Here is an 18,350-nt window from a genome sequence, read left to right on the forward strand (position 1 = left end):
AGTGCGCATCGGGTGGCGTGCCGTGCCCGGTCCAGGAGATCTAGATGTCGGTTGCGACGAGCATTCGCCGAAACGTGTTCGCTTTCCTGGCGGGGTTCGGGGGCATCGCGCTGTCGGTCACCGTGGCGGGTGCTCAGCCCCTCGATGCCGCCCTCGCGTCAGCCTATGTGAACAACCCCACCTTGAATGCGCAGCGCGCCGGCACCCGCGCTACGGACGAGAACGTGCCGAAGGCCCTTTCGGGCTATCGGCCCACCATTGCGGGCACCGCATCGGTGGGGGTGTCGACGGATCGCGCCAGCTATTCGGGGCAGGTCTATAGCGGTGGCACCGTTCCGCGGACCTTCGCGCTGACGGCGACCCAGAGCATTTTCAATGGCTTCATCACCGGCAACTCGACGCGCAGCGCCGAGTCGCAGGTGCGCGGCGCGCGGGAAACGTTGCGCAACACCGAGCAGTCGGTGCTGCTGGCTGGCGTGACTGCGTACATGAATGTCATCCAGGCCTATGCGCTGCTTGACCTGCAGAATCAGAACCTGGCTGCCTTGCAGCAGGAGCTCCGCGCCACGCGCGACCGCTTCAATGTGGGCGAGGTGACGCGCACCGACGTGGCGCAGGCCGAGGCCCGCGTTGCGGACGCGCAGTATCAGGTGAGCCAGGCGGTGGCCGACCTGTCGGCGGCCAAGGCGGTTTATCGTCAGGTGATCGGTGTCGAGCCCGGCAAGCTCTCGAACCCGCGCTCTATTGAGTGGATGATTCCCTCCAAGCTCGGGCAGGTGATTTCTTCGGGTCTCGACCGCCATCCGGCGGTGAAGGCCTCCGAGTTCGCCGTGGACGCCGCCCTGTTCCAGGTGAAGGTGGCCGAGGGCGCGCTGATGCCCAGCATGAATGTGCAGGGGCAGCTCTCCCAGAGCTACCAGCCCGCCTTGACGACGGATCAGGCTTCGAGCGCCTCGGTGGCCCTGAACCTGACGGTGCCGATCTATCAGGGTGGCTCGGAATACGCCAATATCCGCCAGTCGAAGGAGCTGCTGTCGCAGGCCCGAATCGAGGTGGATGTGAATCGCGATACGATTCGCTCCCAGGCGGTTCAGTATTGGGGTTCCCTTGAGGCCTCGAAGGCGCAGATCGATGCCGCGCAGGCATCTGTTGCGGCCAATACGCTGGCGCTGGAAGGTGTGCGGGAAGAGTGGCGGGTCGGTCAGCGCACCACCACCGACGTGCTGAACGCGCAGCGCGACCTGACCAATTCCCGCTCCGCCTTGGTGATCGCGCAGCGTGACCGGGTGGTGGCCGCCTATTCGCTGGTTTCCACCATCGGCAAGCTCGACGCCGCCTCCCTGAAGCTCAAGGTGAACGTCTACAATCCGACCGTTCACTACGATCAGGTGCGAGACAGCTGGGCCGGCGTGCGCACCCCGGATGGTCAATAGGGGACAGTGGGCGTTGGCGCTGGTGTGGCGCCAGCTGCCGGTGTCATAATCCCATAACTGATGATTCTGGAGACGCATGTGGGCGGATGTCCTGCCCGCATGCGTCGTTTCCGGCCGAGGTTGCGACATGGCTGCTACCCCGAAGGCGCAAGAGCCGTCGATGGAAGAGATTCTCGATTCCATCCGTCGCATCATCGCCGATGATGATCCTTCCGAGCTTGAAGCCGCGCCCACCCCGCCCCGCCCGATGGCGCCGGCGCGGCGCGTGATGAACGGCTATGGGCCGCGTCCGGTGGCCGAGCGGCGCGCGGCGCCTCCGGCCGGTCGGCGCTACGGCCGGGAGACCGAGGCGGCGGTGACCGCGTTCAATGACGAGGCAGAGGATCACGCTCAGCCAGTCGCTCCCGTGAGCGTTGCCGCGGAGCGACCTCAGGCGGCCACCCGCTCCGAAGGTCTCCTAGCAGGGCCTGCTCGCGCGGACGGTCCGGAGGACGAGGGGCGTTTCGGCGAGCGGAATTCGCCTTTCCGGGGGAATGCGCGAGCCGAGCTTGGCACACGCGAAGCGATGACGCCGTCGCCCGCCGCCGGCGTGCGCGCGGGGTGGTCGGCGGACGTGTCCGCTCGGTCCGGCAGTGTAGAACGGGCCCCTGCGCGGCCGGAGCCCGCAGCCGCAGACAATAATACTGCCGATGCCGGCGAGGTCCGCGCTGCGGCGCCCCGCAGCGCGAGTGATGACATGCGGCCGTCGCGCGAGCCCCAGGCCCGCGTCGCGCAGGCGCTACCCCCGGTGCGTCCGCAGCCTGTCGCGCGGTCCGAGGCAGGGGCCGCTGGCGCCGCCCAGGCTGCCGCCGTGGGTCCGAAGGTTGAGGGCGGCGAGCCGGCTGCGATTCGCCACGCTCAACCCATGCATTCAGCGCCCCGTGGCCCGCTGCCGCGCAAGGATCTGCTGTCTCCGGCGGTGGACGCTGCCGTGGCGGCCGCCTTCAAGTCGCTGGGCGATCTGGTTCTGCCGCAGCAGGAACGCACGGTTGAGGATCTCGTGAAAGAGATCCTCCGCCCGATGCTGAAAGAGTGGCTGGACCAGAACCTTCCGGCCATTGTGGAGCGGCTCGTGCGCGCCGAGATCGAGCGGGTCACGAGCTCTCTGCGGTGAGGGCGCAGGGCCGTCCGTTCCGCGAGGCGGCCCGCGCAAATCAGGTTTGATGCGCAGCGCAGTTGACGTTTTCTTTCCCGTGCGGCTTTAACCCCCGACGAAACCCATCTCGTGGCGAGCGCGACGGATGCCGGTTCCGGCAGGGCTTTGCCTGCCCGGGCGGGGCGTCGCGGCCGTGGAGCTCAAGTCCATGCTCGAAAAAGTGTTCGATCCCGCATCCGTCGAAGCCCGCATTGCCACGGCTTGGGAAGACGCGGGCGCGTTCCGTTGTGGTCGCCCGGAACGCAAGGACAAGCCTGGCTTCTCCATCGTCATCCCGCCGCCGAACGTCACCGGCTCCCTGCACATGGGCCATGCGCTGAACAACACGCTGCAGGACATCCTGGCGCGGTTCGAGCGCATGCGCGGCAAGGATGTGCTGTGGCAGCCGGGCATGGACCATGCCGGCATCGCCACGCAGATGGTGGTTGAGCGCCAGCTGGCGGCGGAGAAGCTTCCCGGCCGGCGCGACATGGGCCGGGCCGCGTTCATCGAGCGCGTGTGGAGCTGGAAGGCGCAGTCCGGCGGAACCATTGTCGGGCAGCTGAAGCGGCTGGGCGCGTCCTGCGATTGGTCGCGCGAGCGCTTCACCATGGATGAGGGGCTGTCGCGCGCGGTCCTGAAGGTGTTCGTGCAGCTCTATCGGGAAGGGCTGATCTACAAGGACAAGCGCCTCGTCAACTGGGACCCCAAGCTCATCACCGCCATCTCGGACCTCGAGGTGGTGCCGGTGGAGATGAAGGGCAATCTGTGGCACCTGCGCTATCCGGTGGAGGGCGAGAAGGGCCGCTTCATTGTGGTGGCCACCACCCGGCCCGAGACCATGCTCGGCGACACCGCGGTGGCTGTGCATCCGGACGATGAGCGCTATCGCGACCTGGTGGGCAAGAACGTGATTCTGCCGCTGGTCGGCCGGCGCATCCCCATCGTTGCCGATGAATATTCGGACCCCGAGAAGGGCTCCGGCGCGGTGAAGATTACGCCCGCGCACGACTTTAACGACTTCGAGGTGGGCAAGCGCCACGGCCTGCCCATGATCAACGTGCTCGATGCGGAAGCGCGGATCGATACCGCTGGCATCCGTGACGACCATGCGGCACGCCCCGACGCCTATGTGGAGACGCCGGATGCCGCCGGTGTGCTGGCCCACCTGCAGGGCCTCGACCGGTTCGCCGCGCGCAAGCAGATTGTCGAGCTGCTCACCAATCTGGAGCTGCTGGAGAAGATCGAGCCCCACACCCACATGGTGCCCCATGGCGACCGCTCCAACGTGGTCATCGAGCCGTGGCTGACGGACCAGTGGTATGTGGACGCCAAGACGCTGGCGCAGCCGGCCCTTGCGGCCGTGCGCGAAGGGCGCACCAGCTTCGTGCCGAAGAATTGGGAGAAGACCTATTTCGAGTGGCTGGAGAACATCCAGCCCTGGTGCGTCTCGCGCCAGCTGTGGTGGGGCCACCAGATCCCGGCCTGGTACGACCCCTTCGGCAATGTCTTCGTCGCGCTCAATGAGGATGAGGCCTTCGAGGAGGCGCTCAAGCACAATGTGGGCAATGAGAGCCTTTCGCCGGAAGAGGCGGAAGCGCTGATTCAGGATGCCGACAAGCGCGCCCAGTTCCTCACCCGCGATGAGGATGTGCTCGACACGTGGTTCTCGTCGGCGCTGTGGCCCTTTTCCACCATGGGTTGGCCAGATGAAACGGATGAGCTGAAGAAGTTCTACCCCACCAGCGTGCTGGTGACGGGCTTCGACATCATCTTCTTCTGGGTTGCCCGCATGATGATGATGGGCCTGCACTTCATGGATGGCGAAGTGCCGTTCAAGGACATCTACATCCACGCCCTCGTCCGTGACGAGAAGGGCGCCAAGATGTCGAAGTCCAAGGGCAACGTCATCGATCCGCTGGACCTCGTGGACAAATACGGCGCCGACGCGCTGCGCTTCACGCTGGCGGCCATGGCGGCCCAGGGGCGCGACATCAAGCTCGCCACCTCCCGCGTCGAGGGCTACCGCAATTTCGCGACCAAGCTGTGGAATGCGGTGCGGTTCGCGCAGATGAACGGCTGTGTGCGCCAGCAGGGTTTCGACCCTGCCAAGGTGGAGGCGACGCTCAACCGGTGGATCATCGGCGAGGCGGCCCGCGCCGCCTCGGAGGTGAGCGAGGCGATCCTGGCCTACCGGTTCAACGATGCCGCCGGGGCGATCTACCGCTTCCTGTGGAACGTGTTCTGCGATTGGCATCTGGAGCTGGCCAAGCCCGTGCTGTCCGGTCCGGACGGCGTGGCGAAGGATGAAACCCGCGCCACCACGGCCTATGTGCTGGACGTGGCCATGGCCCTGCTGCACCCCTTCATGCCGTTCCTGACCGAGGAGTTGTGGGCCGAGACCGGCAAGGAAGGCCCGGCGCGTGAGACGCTGCTGGCGTTGGCCGCTTGGCCCGATCTCTCCGGCCTTGAAGCCCCTGACGCGGAGGCTGAGGTCGGCTGGGTGGTGGACCTGGTGACCGAGATCCGCTCGGTGCGGGCGGAAATGAACGTGCCGGCCTCCGCCCAGGTCTCGCTGGTGCTGGTGCAGCCGAGCCCCGACACGGCGGCGCGCGCGGCGCAGTGGGATGATGCCATCCGCCGCTTGGGGCGTCTGGCGTCTGTCACCACCGCGGAGGCGCAGCCTTCGGAATCGGTGCAGATGGTGGTGCGGGGCGAGGTGGCCGCGCTGCCGTTGGCCGGTGTCGTGGATCTCGCCGCAGAGCTCGCCCGCCTGAAGAAGGAAGAGGGCAAGCTCGACCAGGAGATCGCCCGCATCGACGGCAAGCTCTCCAATGAGAGCTTTGTGGCGCGCGCGCCCGAGGAAGTGGTGGAAGCCGAGCGCGAGAAGCGGCAGGAATATGTCCTGCGCAAGGACAAGGTGCGCGCGGCCATCAGGCAGCTTTCCGCATCCTGAACCGCTGCGGCGACGGGCGCCCTTGGGGCCCGTCGCCCGTAGGCTGGCATTGCGTTGCCATGCTGCAACACACGCCATTTCGGGTCAGCCCGGCAAGCGCTAGACTCTTGTCGAATATGGTTAATTTTAGATTTTTGGCGGCCTTCGGCTGTGACGGCAAAGTCACACAGCATCCGTTTCCGCCCGCCAGCCTCACCCGCCGCCCCAAACGCCGCGATCCCGCCACAAAACGCCACGAAACCAGAAGCGGGAACGGGGTGGACAGCGTAGCTCGGAAGGTATTTCCGGCCGCCGCGTTGAAGGTAGGGTCCTGATGCGTGCGCATTGGATGGCAAGAGGGTTCGATATGCGGAACGCAGCGGGAAGGTGCCCCAGAGAGGCCGCGACCCGGCCTTTCCTCGGCCCCGATATTGCCGCTGCCGTCGAAGATAAAATTCGCATCATGTGTGCGGATCGTCTTTCAATCGCAAACAGCCGCCTTTGGGGCACGAGCCGGCTTCAGCGCGGGCAGGGCCAGGGGAGCGGCATGACCGGACCAAATGGCCCGCGCCGGGCGAGCCGCCTGCGTTCGCGGCCACAGGCGCGGTCCGTGGCGGGCGCCACCACGCAGCGCATGGCGGGCTGGTTCTTCGCGGGCATGGTGGGCCTTCTGCTCGCGACGCCTGCTGCGCGCGCCTTCGATGGCACGACCCAGGACGGCTCGGCGCCGCCCTCTCACAGCTCTCAGCCCTTGACGCCGCCGGCCAATGTGCCCCTGGCGCCGGTCGTGCGGCCCGTGGATGAGGCCTTCCGCACCGGCGCGCAGGCGCTGCGCTCCGGCCAGACCGCGAAGGGCATCGACGCGCTCGGCTATGCGGCGGCGCAGGGCCACGCGGCCGCCCAATGGAAGCTCGGGCGCATCTATGCCGACGGCGATGGCGTCAAGCGGGACGATGCCAAGGCCTTCAGCTATTTCAGCAAGATCGCCAATTCGCACGCCGATGACTATCCGGGCACGGCGCAGTCGCGGTTCGTGGCCAATGCCTTCGTGGCGCTCGGCGGCTATTATCTCGTGGGCATTCCGTCCGCCGGCGTGAAACGCGATCCGGTGCGCGCCCGCGACATGTATTCCTACGCCGCCTCCTATTTTGGCGACGCGGACGCGCAATATCACCTCGGCAAGCTCTATCTGGACGGCGTTGGCGGCCCCCGGGATGCACGCAATGCCGGGCGCTGGCTGACCCTGGCGGCGCAGAAGGGGCAGTTCGAGGCGCAGGCGATGCTCGGGCAGCTCCTGTTCCGCGGTGATGAGGGCGTGCCCCGGCAGGCGGCGCGCGGGCTCATGTGGCTGACCCTGGCGCGGGATGGGGCGGCGCGGCCGGAAGACCACTGGGTCGTGGCGGCGCATGAGGAAGTGTTCGCGGAAGCAACCCCCGACGAGCGCGCCATGGCTCTGACCTATCTGGAAAATTGGCTGAAGACCGCCAAGCGCTGAGGGTTTGACCCCAGGCGGCGCATTCGAGGCGCGAGGGAGCAGCCGTCGGCAGACCTCCCGTTCATGCCGCATGCGGGATGGATGATTTCAGGCCGAAGGATACCACGCGGGAATCACCGGGGCTTGGTGTCTGCCGCGGTGCACGTGTGGGCGGGCGTCTTCCCTTGCTTGCAGCGAGGCCGCAGGGCCGGCTAATCGCCACTCTCCGATGGCTTTTCGGCATCATAGCGGGGCAGCTCGTGGCCCAGGCCCTGGCTCATGGCGAGGGCGCCGGCGGTCCAGATGTGGTGGGTCGGCGGCAGGCTGTCGGGCGCGTCGAGCGTGCCGAGGGTGACATCCACCGCCGCTTCATCTGCCATGTCGAACAGAATCGGGCTGCCGCAATTGGCGCAAAAGCCGCGCTCCACGCCGGGCGAGGAGGTGTAGCGCTTGAGGGTGCCGCGGATCACCTCGAAATCCCCGCGCGCGACCGTCGCCCAGGGCAGCGCATTGGAGCCGGAGCTGCGCCGGCACATGGTGCAATGGCACCAATAGGCGCTGCGCACCTCGCGCAGGCGATAGCGAATGGCGCCGCACAGGCAGCCGCCTTCAGCCCCCGGGGAATGCGATGTCATCGGCAGCCTCCGGCCATCACGCTGCAATGGAGAAATCGGCCCAGACGGGCACGTGATCGGAGGGCTTTTCCCAGGCGCGCACATGCTTGTCGATGCCAGTTGCGAGCAGGCGGTCCGCGGCCTGCGGCGACAACAGCAGGTGATCGATGCGGATGCCGAAATCGCGCTGCCAGGCGCCGGCCTGGTAATCCCAGAAGGTGAAGGTGCGCTCGGCGTCTGTGCAGGCGCGGATGGCGTCGGTGAGGCCGAGATTCATCAGCTCGCGGAAGGCGTTGCGCGTGCGCGGAAGAAACAGCGCGTCGCTGGTCCAGGCACTTGGGTCGGCGGCGTCCGCGGGTGCCGGAATCACGTTGAAGTCGCCGGCGAGGATCAGCGGCTCTTCCAATTTCAGGCGATCGGAGGTGAAGGCCTTCAGGCGCTCCATGAAGCCCAGCTTGTAGGGGTATTTTTCGGTGTTCGGCGGATTGCCGTTGGGCAGGTAGATGCAGGCGACGCGGACCACGCCGGTTTTCACCGACACCACGGCCTCGATGAAGCGGGCCTGCTCGTCTCCGTCGTCACCGGCCAGGCCGTGGGTCACGTCCTCCAGCGGCAGCTTGGAGAGCAGGGCGACGCCGTTGAAGGTCTTTTGGCCGTGCACGGACACATTGTAGCCGAGCTGCTCGAACGGCTCCTTCGGGAAGGCATCGTTCTGGCACTTGATTTCCTGGAAGCAGACCACGTCGGGGTTCGCCTCCTTCAGCCAGGCGACGGCATGGTCGAGCCGCTGGCGGATGGAGTTCACGTTCCAGGTGGCGATGCGCATGGGTTCTGCTCTTTCCTCGCGTCCGGCACGGGCCGGGCTGGCGAGCATACTCCACCACGAGGCCGGGGCAACGGGCGGCGGCCGGCGCGGCGGGGGCAGGGGGAGGTCGTATGGAGGTATTTTTTAACCGCTTTTGATCAGGCGAGGGGTTATCTGCTGCTGCCGGCTTGCCCGTGCGGCGAAAGGGTGGCATTCACGAAGTTTGTGCGTGCATGGGTGGCGGCCGCATGACCTTCGCGTCGATCGAGTTCCTGTTCTATTTCTTTCCGCTGTTCCTCGTCTCCTACTTCTCTGCGAAGACGGTCCGGACGCGGAACTATATATTCTTGTCGTTTTCTCTGGTGTTCTATGCGGCCGGCTATACGCCGCATATTATCGTTCTGTTGTTCTCGGTCTGCGTCAACTTTTTCGTCGCGCGTGCCATCGATCGGCGCGATGGCGCCGAGCGCAAGCGCATCCTGGCGCTGGGTGTGGCCTTCAATCTCATCCTGCTGGGTGTGTTCAAGTATACGGGGTTCCTGCTGGAGAACCTCAACGTTCTTCTGGAGCCGATTTCGGTCGCGGTTCCCGTGCCGGGCATTTCGTTGCCGCTGGGTATTTCATTCTATTCTTTCCATGCCATTTCCTATCTGGCGGATATTTATAAGCGGAAGGTGCGGGCCAATGAGGACCCGGCGCAGTTCGGCCTTTATATGTGCATGTTCCCGCAACTGGTGGCGGGCCCTATCGTGCGTTACTCCACGGTGGCGCGGCAGCTCAGTGAGCGGCGCGTCACGCAGGCCCGTTTTTCGGCTGGCGCGCGGCTGTTCGTCATCGGCCTGGCCTGGAAGGTGCTGATTGCGGACGAGGTCGCGCGGCTGGTCGGCGGGGTTTTCGATGCCACCACCCATCCCACCTTCGTGGAGGCGTGGCTGGGGCTCTACGCCTATACGGTGCAGATCTATTTCGACTTTGCGGGCTATTCCACCATGGCGGTGGGGCTGGGCGTGATGGTGGGCTTCGCGCTGCCCCGCAATTTTCGGCTGCCCTATACCGCGTGCTCCATCACGGATTTCTGGCGGCGCTGGCACATGAGCCTGTCCGCCTTTCTGCGCGACTATCTCTATATCCCGCTGGGTGGTAACCGGCGCGGGCCCATGCGCACCTATTTCAATCTTTCGGCGGTGTTCCTGCTGTGCGGCCTGTGGCACGGCGCCAGCTGGAACTTCGTCATCTGGGGCGCCCACCACGGGGCCTTTCTCATCGTCGAGCGGGCATTCCTCGGGCGCTGGCTGAAGCGCTTGCCCGAGGCCCTTTCGCATCTTTACGCGGTGCTCGTCGTGATGCTGGGCTGGGTGTGGTTTCGGGCCGACACGCTGCCGGGGGCGCTTGATATGTTTGCCGGGCTTTTCGGCGCCCACGGCTTCTACCGTTCGTCCCTCGCGCTGGGCTTCGGCCTCAACACGCTGTCCATCGGGGCGCTGGTGCTCGGCGGGCTCATCGGCTTCTTCCGCTGGCCGCGCTGGAAGCTGTTGTCCGGAGAGGGGGTGGCGGCGACGGTCGGGGATTTCGCCTTTGTGGGCGTGCTGCTGCTGCTGAGCGTGGCCTGGGTGGGCGGCACCACACCCACGCCGTTCCTTTATTTCCGGTTCTAAGGAGGCGCGGACCATGACCCTGCTTGCGCGCCATCGTCGCTATCTCGGGCTGCTTGTGGCCGGATTCTTCGGCTTCCTGCTGCTGTCGAATGTCATTCCCGATCCCATGGGCCGATGGACGGTGCGAACGCCCATCGATCCAAGTTGGGGCCTGCTGAAGAGGGCGCAGGTGGCGCTCCGTAATGGTCCGGCCTTTGTGCAGGACAATTTCGGTTTCCGGCCGAGCCTGGTGATGCTGCGCCGCGCCTTCCGCACGGCTATCGGAGCGCCGGACACCACCCCCGTTTATGCCGGGCAGGGCGGCCGCCTCCTGTGGGGCCTGGAACACACGCCGGAGCAGTCGGCGGGGGCGCTGGTGCGGGCGGGGCAGGTGGCGCGGTTCGTCAGCATGATCGGCGTCATGCAGCGCCAGCTCGCGCCGCTGGGCACCAAGGTGGTGGTGGCGATTCCGCCCAATGCCCAATCGGTGGAGCTGGAGCAGCTTCCCGCCTGGGCCGCTTCCCTGTCCTATCCCGTGACCGAATACGCTTTGGCCGTCGATGGCCTCAGGGCGGAAGGCGTGAGCGTGGTGGACCTGGTGAAGCTGCTGCGCGCCAGCGCGGAGCCGCGCTATCTGCTGAAGGACACTCACTGGAATGCGCGAAGCTCGCTGCTGGCCTTCAACGCGGTGATGGTGGCCGCCGGCCATCCCGATTGGCAGCTGGATCTGGCTGAGGTGGTCGGTCCCTTGCGGCCGCTGGGACGCCCTGGAGATCTGCTGCGCGCCATGCGTATGCCGCCGCAGGTGACGCTGGAAGATTTCGCGATCCGCCTGAAGGGACCCGTGCGCCAGCCTCGGCTGGATCCCGCCCTGATTCATCACAACCTCCACCCGGACTTCCACTCGACGGCGGTGGATTATGCGCCCACCGGCGCGCGCGTGCTCATCATGGGCGATTCCTTCACGGCGGGCGTCTGGCAAGGGCTGTTCGTGAACGCGAAGGTGAGCGTGGTGGGCTGGATGCATGCTTCGCGCATCCATAATGGCAGCTGCGACTTCAATTTCACGGATGTGGTGCGTTTCAAGCCGGATCTGCTGATCTATGCGCGCACCGAGCGCTTCCTGCCGTGCCCGCTGAATACGTGGCCGGTGGGGCTGCCAGAGCCGAACGCCAGCGCCATTCCCGCCGGCGCGGCGCCATAGGGTGCTCTGGGGACGCAGAAAATCCCCGCGGCGGACTCAGGGCCCGCCGCGCCGATCAGCCTCCGCCACCCCAATCAAACCGGGAGGCGCTCTCAGTTCCGCACGTTCAGACGGCGAAGCTGGAGCCGCAGCCGCATTTGGCGGTGGCCATGGGATTGTGGATCTTGAAGGCGGAGCCCATCAGGTCGGCCACGTAATCGAGCTGGGAGCCCTTGACGTAGTCGAGGGAGATCCGGTCGACCACGATCTTGGCGCCTTCCTTCTCGATGACGAAGTCGTCGGCTTCCTGCTCCGTCGTCATGTCGTACTTGTATGAGAAACCGGAACAGCCGCCGCCCTCCACGGAAAGCCGCAGGAAGGTGCCTTCCGGCTCGGAGGACAGGATCTGGCGGACACGGCGGGCGGCCGCGTCGGTGACGGCGAAATCGGGAGCCTCAGCGGCCGGCTCCTGGGCGGGGGCGATAGGTGCATTCATGGTATCGACTTTATGAAATGAAGCTGGCAATGCCGTTCAAGGTAAGCCCGGAACCCTTCAAGTTAAAGGGCTGCGTCGGGGAAAAAGCAGAGGCGGGGGGACATTGAGATGGCGGTTTCCGGCGCAAAGCCGCGCGTTGCCTGGGCTTGTGATCCCGAAGCCTCGCGCGGGCGGCTTGTTCCTGAAGGGGAAATGCCGCCGCGTAGCGGCTTCCGGCGCGACTGCGACCGCATCATTCATTCCACCGCCTTCCGGCGCCTGAGGCACAAGACCCAGGTGTTCGTTTTCAATGAGGGCGACCATTACCGCACCCGCCTCACCCACACCCTGGAAGTGGTGCAGGTGGCGCGCTCCATCGCCCGCGCCCTGGGCCTGGACGAGGATCTGGCGGAGGCGCTGGCCCTGGCGCACGATCTCGGCCACCCGCCCTTCGCCCATGCGGGTGAGCGGGCGCTCGACGCCTGCATGGCCGGGCACGGCGGGTTCGATCACAATGCCCAGTCGCTCCGGGTGGTGACGCGCACCGAGCGGCGCTATGCGCTGTTTGACGGCCTCAACCTCACCTGGGAGACGCTGGAAGGCATCGTGAAGCACAACGGCCCCCTCATTGACCGGGAGGGACGGGGCATCGGCCATTATGAGAAGGGCCTGCCCCACGCCATCGCCGTGCATTCCGCCCAGCAGGACCTGGAATTGTGGAGCCATGCGGGCCCCGAGGCGCAGGTGGCGGCCCTCGCCGACGACATTGCCTATGACGTGCATGATCTGGACGACGGCATCCGCGCCCGCATGTTCACCCTGGATGAGCTGGAGCCCCTGCCACTGGTGGGCGATGCCATCCGCGAGGTGCGCGCACGCTATCCGGGGCTTGAAATGGCGCGGATGGTGAACGAGGTGCTGCGCCGGGTCATCACCCGCCTCATCGAGGATGTGGTGGGCCAGGGCGAGGCCGCGGCGGCGCAGGCGGGCGTGGCCTCCGCGCAGGAGGTGCGGCTCCTGGGGCGCACGCTCATCGCCTTCTCGCCGGAGATGGCGCGTTCCGAGAAGGCGCTGAAGGGCTTTCTTTATCCGCACATGTATCGCCACGAGCGGGTCAACGCCATCATGGCCGAGGCACAGCGGGTGGTGCGCGAGCTGTTCGCCCACTTCATGGCGGCCCCGCGCGACATGCCGCCCTCCTGGCACGAGGACCTGGACAGCCTGGACGAGAACCGCCTGGCGCGCCGCGTCACCGATTATATCGCCGGCATGACCGACCGCTACGCCCTGGACCAGCACGCCCGTTTCTTTGACACGACGCCGGATCTGCGATAGGCGCCGCACCAACTAACCCGATCGGACATTTCCATGAACGTCTACGCGATCTTCGCCGATCTCGTGCGCGAAGCCGTCGCCGCTCTCGTTGCCGAGGGCGCTTTTGCCGAAGGCCGGGGTGCCGGCCTCGACCTGTCCCGTGTGGTGGTGGAGCCCCCGCGCGACGCCAGCCATGGCGACCTCGCCACCAATGCGGCGCTGGTGCTGGCGAAGGATCTGGGCGCAAAGCCCCGCGAGCTCGCGGACAAGATCGCCGGCAAGCTGAAGGCGAACGCGCATGTGGTGAAGGTGGAGGTGGCCGGCCCCGGCTTCATCAATCTCACCCTCGATGCCGCCTATTGGCCGCAGGTGCTCTCGTCCGCGTTGCGCGCCGGGGTCACGTTCGGCCGCTCCGCCCTCGGCGCCGATGAGCCGGTGAATGTGGAATACGTCTCCGCCAACCCCACCGGCCCCATGCATGTGGGCCACTGCCGGGGCGCGGTGTTCGGCGATGCCATGGCCAACCTCCTGGCCTTCGCCGGCTTCAAGGTGACGCGCGAGTATTACATCAACGATGCCGGCGCCCAGGTGGATGTGCTCGGCCGCTCGGCCTACCTGCGCTATCGCGAGGCCGCGACCGGCGAGAAGGCGGAGATCCCGGACGGACTTTATCCCGGCGATTACCTGGTGCCGGTGGGCGCGAAGCTGGCCGAGATGCACGGGGGCGAGTATCTCGCCGCGCCCGAGAGCGAGTGGCTGCCCATCTTCCGCAGCTTCGCCATCGGCGAAATGATGAACATGATCCGCGACGATCTCGAGGCCCTGGGCATCGAGTTCGACGTGTTCTTCTCCGAGCGGTCGCTGTCCGCCGGCGCGGTCGACAAGGTGGGCGCCACCATCGAGGCGCTGCGCGCGTCGGGCGAGGTCTATGAAGGCCGCCTGCCGCCGCCCAAGGGCGCGCCCATCGAGGATTGGGAGGATCGCGAGCAGACCCTGTTCCGCTCCACCGAATTCGGCGACGACGTGGACCGCCCGCTGAAAAAGTCCAACGGCAGCTACACCTATTTTGCCGGCGACATCGCCTACCACAAGGACAAGGTGGAGCGCGGCTTCCATAAGATGATTGACGTGTGGGGCGCCGACCATGGCGGCTACGTCAAGCGCATGCAAGCGGCGGTGAAGGCCGTCTCCGGCGGCAAGGCCAGCCTCGACGTGGAGCTGATCCAACTTGTGCGCCTGTTCCGCAATGGCGAGCCGGTGCGCATGTCGAAGCGGGCGGGCTCCTTCGTCACCCTGCGCGACGTGGTGGATGAGGTGGGCCGCGACGCGGTGCGCTTCATGATGCTGTTCCGCAAGAACGACGCGCCGCTGGATTTCGACCTGGCTAAGGTCATCGAGCAGTCGCGCGAGAACCCGGTGTTCTACGTGCAGTATGCCCATGCGCGGTCGAAATCGATTCTGCGCAACGCCGCCGCCGCTCTGCCCGGCCTGCCCGAGGCGCCCGCCGCCTTCGCGGATGCGGCGCTGAACCGGCTCGATGACGAGGGTGAGCAGGGCCTTCTGAAGCGCATCGCCTCCTGGCCGCGCCTGGTGGAGCAGGCGGCCAGCGCCCGCGAGCCGCACCGCGTGGCCTTCTATCTCCATGAATTGGCGAGCGATTTCCATGCCCAGTGGAACCGCGGAAAAGACTTGCCTCATTTACGCTTCATTATCGAGAATGATCGAGATTTGACCTCGGCCCGCTTGGCCCTGGTGCATGGCGTGGCCACGGTGCTCGCCTCGGGTCTGAAGGTGCTGGGGGTGGAGGCCGTCGACGAGATGAAGTAGGGCTCGTCGAGCGCGGCTTCACTCGGCTCCACGGGGCTTCTCCTTAGGGCCGGACAAGAGGTCCGTCCGAGGCGGGGCGGACGAGAAGACATCGAGGCGACATGGTCGACGAAAGCAGGTTCCGCTACCGGCGAGACGCGGGCGCAAGGGACGATGGTGACGTCGGCGCGCGGGCGGAGCCCGTGCGTGAGCCGTCTCCACGCGAGCCATCTCTTCGCGAGGATATGCGTTATCCGCAGGAGCCGCGGCCGGCATCGGCGCGCCCGGCGCCCACCCGGCCTGCTCAGCCGGCTCCCGGGCGCCCAGCCATGTCGACGCGTCAGGCTCCCCCGCAGGTTCCGGCGGCGGAAACGCCCCGGGCCCCCGTGCGGTCTCAGCTGCCCGGGCCGGGCCGCGATGCTGCGACGGCGATGCGTGAGCCAAGCCTGCGTCAGGCGCCGCGCGCCGCACAGCCTGCCCGCGATTTGCCCACTCAGCGCGAGCCGCAGCCGGCTCGTGATGTGCCCACGCAGCGTGCGCCGACCGCGCGCGATTTTTCCGCGGCGCGTGATCTGCCGACTCAGCCCGCGCGGCCGGCCGCCCGCGCGGCGCGCCCACCGGCTGGCGTCGCGAGTTCTGCGCCGGTTGATCCGCTGGCGGAGCTGGCACGCCTCATCGGCGAGCAGGATCCCTTCGTCGATTTCGCCGATCTTCAGCCGGACCCGGCCACGTCCCGCGCGCCCGCCGCACCGGTGCAGGCCGATGCGCGCACGGCTGCCCGGCAAGCGGCGCGTGGCGCTGAGCCCCGGATCGCGGCTGACGAGGAGGTGGAGCCCCGCCGTCCCGATCCCCGCCGGCTCGATCCTCGTCTCGCCCGCCGGCAACCGGACGCGGCGGGCTTTCCGGCCGATGGCGCCACTGCGGCGCCGCGCGCGCCGGCCCGGCCCGCAGCTCCCCGGCAGACCATTGCCCGCGTGGGGCAGGAACAGACGCAGGTTCGCGCCCCCGCCTCCGATCCGCTGACCGCCCGCCGCCCGGCCGCCGATGGCGCGACGCGCCGGGCCGACGCGGCCTTTGGCGAGGCCGATTATCCCGATCCCAGCCGACGCCCGCCACCGCGTCCGGCGGCCGCGCCTGACCTGCCGCAGCGCCAGGCTTCCCTGGCGGCGCCGCCGCAGCGTGCGGCCCTGCTGCCGCCGCGGGGCGATGGCGAGCCGGTGGACCGCAGCGCCACCTCGGTGCGCCTTGGTTACGGCTCCCTGGCCCATCAGGCCCAGGTGCCTCCTACCGGTCGCCAGCGTCCCGACCCGCGCGCGGTGCCGGACGAGGACGAGTATTTCGAGGAGCAGGCGCCCCGCGCGCCGGCGGCCGATCCGCGCCGAGCCCAGCCGCAGCAGCCCCAGCCGCAGGAGGCCAGCGCCGCCTACGCCTATTCCGCCCCCCGCCGGGCGGAAGCGGAGGAGGACGAGGCCACCTATGTGGAGGGCTATGATCCCCAGTATGAGGATGACGGCTACATGCCGGCCCATGGGGATGAGGTCTATGACGGCGAGGCGCGCCGCCGGAAGGGGCGCTCGGCGCTCATGCTGGTGGCTTCGGTCCTCGGCATCGTCATCGCCGGCACAGCGGGCGTGTTCGCCTATCGCATGGCCGTTCACGGCACGGCGACGACCGCCAGCGGCGGCCCGCCCGTGATCCGCGCCGACACCGCGCCCAGCAAGATCATCAGCCCGCCCAGCAGCACGCCGCAGGACGCGCAGCAGAAGCTGATCTATGACCGCGTCGGCGGCACGGCCAGCGGCAATGAGAAGATGCTTCCACGCGAGGAGCAGCCGGTGGATGTGACCGCCGCCGCGATCCGCTCCGGCACGCCTGCCGCGACCGACCCGGTGATCAACTCGCTGGCGACCGAGCCCAAGCGCGTGCGCACCCTGACGGTTCGCTCTGATGGCAGCATCGTTTCGGACGGCGCGGCCGCCGCGCCGGCGCCCACCGCAGGCCCGAGCGCGGGCGTGCAGGCGCTGCAGGCCTATGCCGCCAGCCAGATGCCCGGCGCGCCGCCTGCCATGGTCAACCTGCCAGCCGCCGGTTCCGGCAAGATCGACGCCCCTCCGGTGGCGCGAAGCGGGGACTATGTGGTGCAGGTGGCTTCGCAGCGCTCCGAGGCGGATGCCATGGGGTCCTGGAAGGCGCTGCAGACGCGCTATCCCAACCTGCTGAGCAGCTACGTGGCCTCGGTGAAGAAGGCGGATCTGGGCGACCGTGGCATCTATTATCGTGCCCAGGTGGGGCCGTTCGCTTCGAAGGACCAGGCCAACGACCTGTGTCAGGCCCTTCGCGCCCAGGGCGGTGACTGCATGGTGACCAAGAACTGAGCCATCATCGGCGCCCGCCGCCGGCGGCGCCCCTCGCTTGAGGTGGCGACGAGCTGATCCTGACAAAGAACCGCCCCGGCCGCCTGCGCGACCGGGGTGGTTTCATTTTCAGCGGGATCAGGCCGGCTTCAGCGGCGCACCCAACCGGCCGGCCAGATCCTGAATATACTGGTACGCCGTGCGGCCTGAGCGGGCGCCGCGCGTGGTCGCCCACTCCAGCGCCTCCGGCCGCCATTGGGCCTCCGCCACGGGCAGGCCATGATGCGCCACGTAGGACGCCACCATGGCCAGATATTCCTCCTGGCTGCATTTGTGGAAGCCCAGCCACAGGCCGAAGCGGTCGGAGAGCGAGATCTTCTCTTCCACCGCCTCGCCGGGGTTGATGGCGGTGGAGCGCTCGTTCTCCATCATGTCGCGCGGCAGCAGGTGGCGGCGGTTGGACGTGGCGTAGAAGATCACATTTTCCGGCCGCCCCTCGATGCCGCCTTCAAGTACGGCCTTCAGCGATTTGTAGGACGTGTCGTCGGCATCGAACGACAGGTCGTCGCAGAAGATGATGAAGCGATGGGCGGAGCCGCGCACCGCGCCCATCAGTGTGGGCAGCGTTTCGATGTCCTCACGGTGGATCTCGACCAGCTTCAGGCGGCTGGCGCTGTCGGGCGCGAGGCCCCCATTGATGGTGGCATGGGCCGCCTTCACCAGTGAGCTCTTGCCCATGCCCCGCGCGCCCCACAACAAGGCGTTGTTGGCGGGCAGGCCGGAGGCGAAGCGGCGGGTGTTGTCCACAAGCTGGTCGCGCACGCGGTCGATGCCCTGAAGCAGATCCATCTCCACCCGGTTTACCCGGGGCACGGGCTCGAAGCGCGGCGGCTCGGTCTGCCAGACGAAGGCGTCGGCGGCATCGAAGTCCGGAGCAGGCATCCGGGCGGGCGCCAGCCGGTCGAGGGCGGCGGCGATGCGCTCCAGCAGGGTCACGGTGGCGGTGATGGTGGTCGAATCCAGATGTTCCGGCATGTTGTCCTCCCCATGGTCCGCATAGGGCGCCGCCCGCGGAGCGGCAAGGCGCAAGCTGGTCGGAACCTCCGCGCGAGCCATGCCCCCCGCGCATGTCGTGCCTTTCCCATGGTG

13 protein-coding genes are annotated in these 18,350 nt (G+C 67.4%); 9 read left to right on the forward strand and 4 right to left on the reverse strand.

Features of this window, described 5'->3' with window-relative positions; all coding sequences use genetic code 11:
- Positions 1 to 44: 44 nt before the first annotated feature.
- The 4 genes from L0966_RS00385 (at position 45) to L0966_RS00405 (ending at position 7,037) form a co-directional block, all read left to right on the forward strand.
- Complete coding sequence (locus L0966_RS00385) at positions 45 to 1,433, forward strand: TolC family outer membrane protein (protein WP_234049870.1); 1,389 nt, start codon at positions 45 to 47, stop codon at positions 1,431 to 1,433.
- A gap of 127 nt (positions 1,434 to 1,560) precedes the next feature.
- On the forward strand, positions 1,561 to 2,586 hold the full coding sequence (locus L0966_RS22360) for a PopZ family protein (RefSeq protein ID WP_304945443.1): 1,026 nt from the start codon (positions 1,561 to 1,563) through the stop codon (positions 2,584 to 2,586).
- A gap of 190 nt (positions 2,587 to 2,776) precedes the next feature.
- Entirely contained in the window at positions 2,777 to 5,563 is a 2,787-nt protein-coding gene (locus L0966_RS00400) for a valine--tRNA ligase (protein ID WP_234050781.1), read from the forward strand.
- Positions 5,564 to 6,176: 613 nt separating this feature from the next.
- Positions 6,177 to 7,037 (forward strand): tetratricopeptide repeat protein, encoded by an 861-nt coding sequence (locus L0966_RS00405; RefSeq protein WP_370640627.1) that lies wholly within the window; start codon positions 6,177 to 6,179, stop codon positions 7,035 to 7,037.
- A 191-nt stretch (positions 7,038 to 7,228) separates the two neighbouring features.
- Here the strand turns inward: L0966_RS00405 and L0966_RS00410 are convergent, their stop codons facing one another.
- Together L0966_RS00410 and xth are read right to left on the reverse strand one after the other, a co-directional pair.
- Positions 7,229 to 7,651: a GFA family protein gene (locus tag L0966_RS00410; RefSeq protein WP_234049871.1), complete on the reverse strand. Its 423-nt coding sequence runs from the start codon at positions 7,649 to 7,651 to the stop codon at positions 7,229 to 7,231.
- A gap of 16 nt (positions 7,652 to 7,667) precedes the next feature.
- Complete coding sequence (xth, locus tag L0966_RS00415) at positions 7,668 to 8,456, reverse strand: exodeoxyribonuclease III (RefSeq protein ID WP_234049872.1); 789 nt, start codon at positions 8,454 to 8,456, stop codon at positions 7,668 to 7,670.
- Between the two features lie 227 nt (positions 8,457 to 8,683).
- Here xth and L0966_RS00420 point away from each other — a divergent pair, with 227 nt between their 5' ends.
- Together L0966_RS00420 and L0966_RS00425 are read left to right on the forward strand one after the other, a co-directional pair.
- The gene (locus tag L0966_RS00420) at positions 8,684 to 10,090 is read left to right on the forward strand and encodes an MBOAT family protein (protein ID WP_234049873.1); all 1,407 of its coding nucleotides are present in this window, start codon (positions 8,684 to 8,686) and stop codon (positions 10,088 to 10,090) included.
- Positions 10,091 to 10,103: 13 nt separating this feature from the next.
- On the forward strand, positions 10,104 to 11,273 hold the full coding sequence (locus L0966_RS00425) for a hypothetical protein (protein ID WP_234049874.1): 1,170 nt from the start codon (positions 10,104 to 10,106) through the stop codon (positions 11,271 to 11,273).
- Between the two features lie 106 nt (positions 11,274 to 11,379).
- Here L0966_RS00425 and erpA read toward each other — a convergent pair whose 3' ends face one another.
- Complete coding sequence (gene erpA, locus L0966_RS00430; RefSeq protein WP_234049875.1) at positions 11,380 to 11,748, reverse strand: iron-sulfur cluster insertion protein ErpA; 369 nt, start codon at positions 11,746 to 11,748, stop codon at positions 11,380 to 11,382.
- Between the two features lie 108 nt (positions 11,749 to 11,856).
- Between erpA and L0966_RS00435 the strand changes: the two genes are divergently transcribed.
- From L0966_RS00435 to L0966_RS22410, 3 genes are all read left to right on the forward strand, one after another.
- Positions 11,857 to 13,062, forward strand: coding sequence for a deoxyguanosinetriphosphate triphosphohydrolase (locus tag L0966_RS00435; protein ID WP_234049876.1), 1,206 nt, complete (start codon positions 11,857 to 11,859; stop codon positions 13,060 to 13,062).
- Positions 13,063 to 13,095: 33 nt separating this feature from the next.
- On the forward strand, positions 13,096 to 14,868 hold the full coding sequence (gene argS, locus L0966_RS00440; RefSeq protein WP_234049877.1) for an arginine--tRNA ligase: 1,773 nt from the start codon (positions 13,096 to 13,098) through the stop codon (positions 14,866 to 14,868).
- Between the two features lie 500 nt (positions 14,869 to 15,368).
- Positions 15,369 to 17,222 (forward strand): SPOR domain-containing protein, encoded by a 1,854-nt coding sequence (locus tag L0966_RS22410; RefSeq protein WP_234049878.1) that lies wholly within the window; start codon positions 15,369 to 15,371, stop codon positions 17,220 to 17,222.
- 117 nt (positions 17,223 to 17,339) lie between these two features.
- Here the strand turns inward: L0966_RS22410 and L0966_RS00450 are convergent, their stop codons facing one another.
- The gene (locus tag L0966_RS00450) at positions 17,340 to 18,236 is read right to left on the reverse strand and encodes an ATP-binding protein (RefSeq protein ID WP_234049879.1); all 897 of its coding nucleotides are present in this window, start codon (positions 18,234 to 18,236) and stop codon (positions 17,340 to 17,342) included.
- Positions 18,237 to 18,350 lie beyond the last annotated feature (114 nt).

The sequence above is a fragment of the Xanthobacter sp. NM-59 genome, from assembly GCF_021401125.1.
Taxonomy (GTDB): Bacteria; Pseudomonadota; Alphaproteobacteria; order Rhizobiales; family Xanthobacteraceae; genus Xanthobacter.

Bases quoted from the DNA above. Each gene is read 5' to 3' on its own strand.
- L0966_RS00385 (WP_234049870.1), top strand. From the start codon at position 45: ATGTCGGTTGCGACGAGCATTCGCCGAAACGTGTTCGCTTTCCTGGCG.
- L0966_RS00450 (WP_234049879.1), bottom strand. From the start codon at position 18,236: ATGCCGGAACATCTGGATTCGACCACCATCACCGCCACCGTGACCCTG.
- argS (WP_234049877.1), top strand. From the start codon at position 13,096: ATGAACGTCTACGCGATCTTCGCCGATCTCGTGCGCGAAGCCGTCGCC.
- xth (WP_234049872.1), bottom strand. From the start codon at position 8,456: ATGCGCATCGCCACCTGGAACGTGAACTCCATCCGCCAGCGGCTCGAC.
- L0966_RS00405 (WP_370640627.1), top strand. From the start codon at position 6,177: ATGGCGGGCTGGTTCTTCGCGGGCATGGTGGGCCTTCTGCTCGCGACG.
- L0966_RS22360 (WP_304945443.1), top strand. From the start codon at position 1,561: ATGGCTGCTACCCCGAAGGCGCAAGAGCCGTCGATGGAAGAGATTCTC.
- L0966_RS00425 (WP_234049874.1), top strand. From the start codon at position 10,104: ATGACCCTGCTTGCGCGCCATCGTCGCTATCTCGGGCTGCTTGTGGCC.
- L0966_RS00410 (WP_234049871.1), bottom strand. From the start codon at position 7,651: ATGACATCGCATTCCCCGGGGGCTGAAGGCGGCTGCCTGTGCGGCGCC.
- L0966_RS00400 (WP_234050781.1), top strand. From the start codon at position 2,777: ATGCTCGAAAAAGTGTTCGATCCCGCATCCGTCGAAGCCCGCATTGCC.
- erpA (WP_234049875.1), bottom strand. From the start codon at position 11,748: ATGAATGCACCTATCGCCCCCGCCCAGGAGCCGGCCGCTGAGGCTCCC.
- L0966_RS00420 (WP_234049873.1), top strand. From the start codon at position 8,684: ATGACCTTCGCGTCGATCGAGTTCCTGTTCTATTTCTTTCCGCTGTTC.
- L0966_RS00435 (WP_234049876.1), top strand. From the start codon at position 11,857: ATGGCGGTTTCCGGCGCAAAGCCGCGCGTTGCCTGGGCTTGTGATCCC.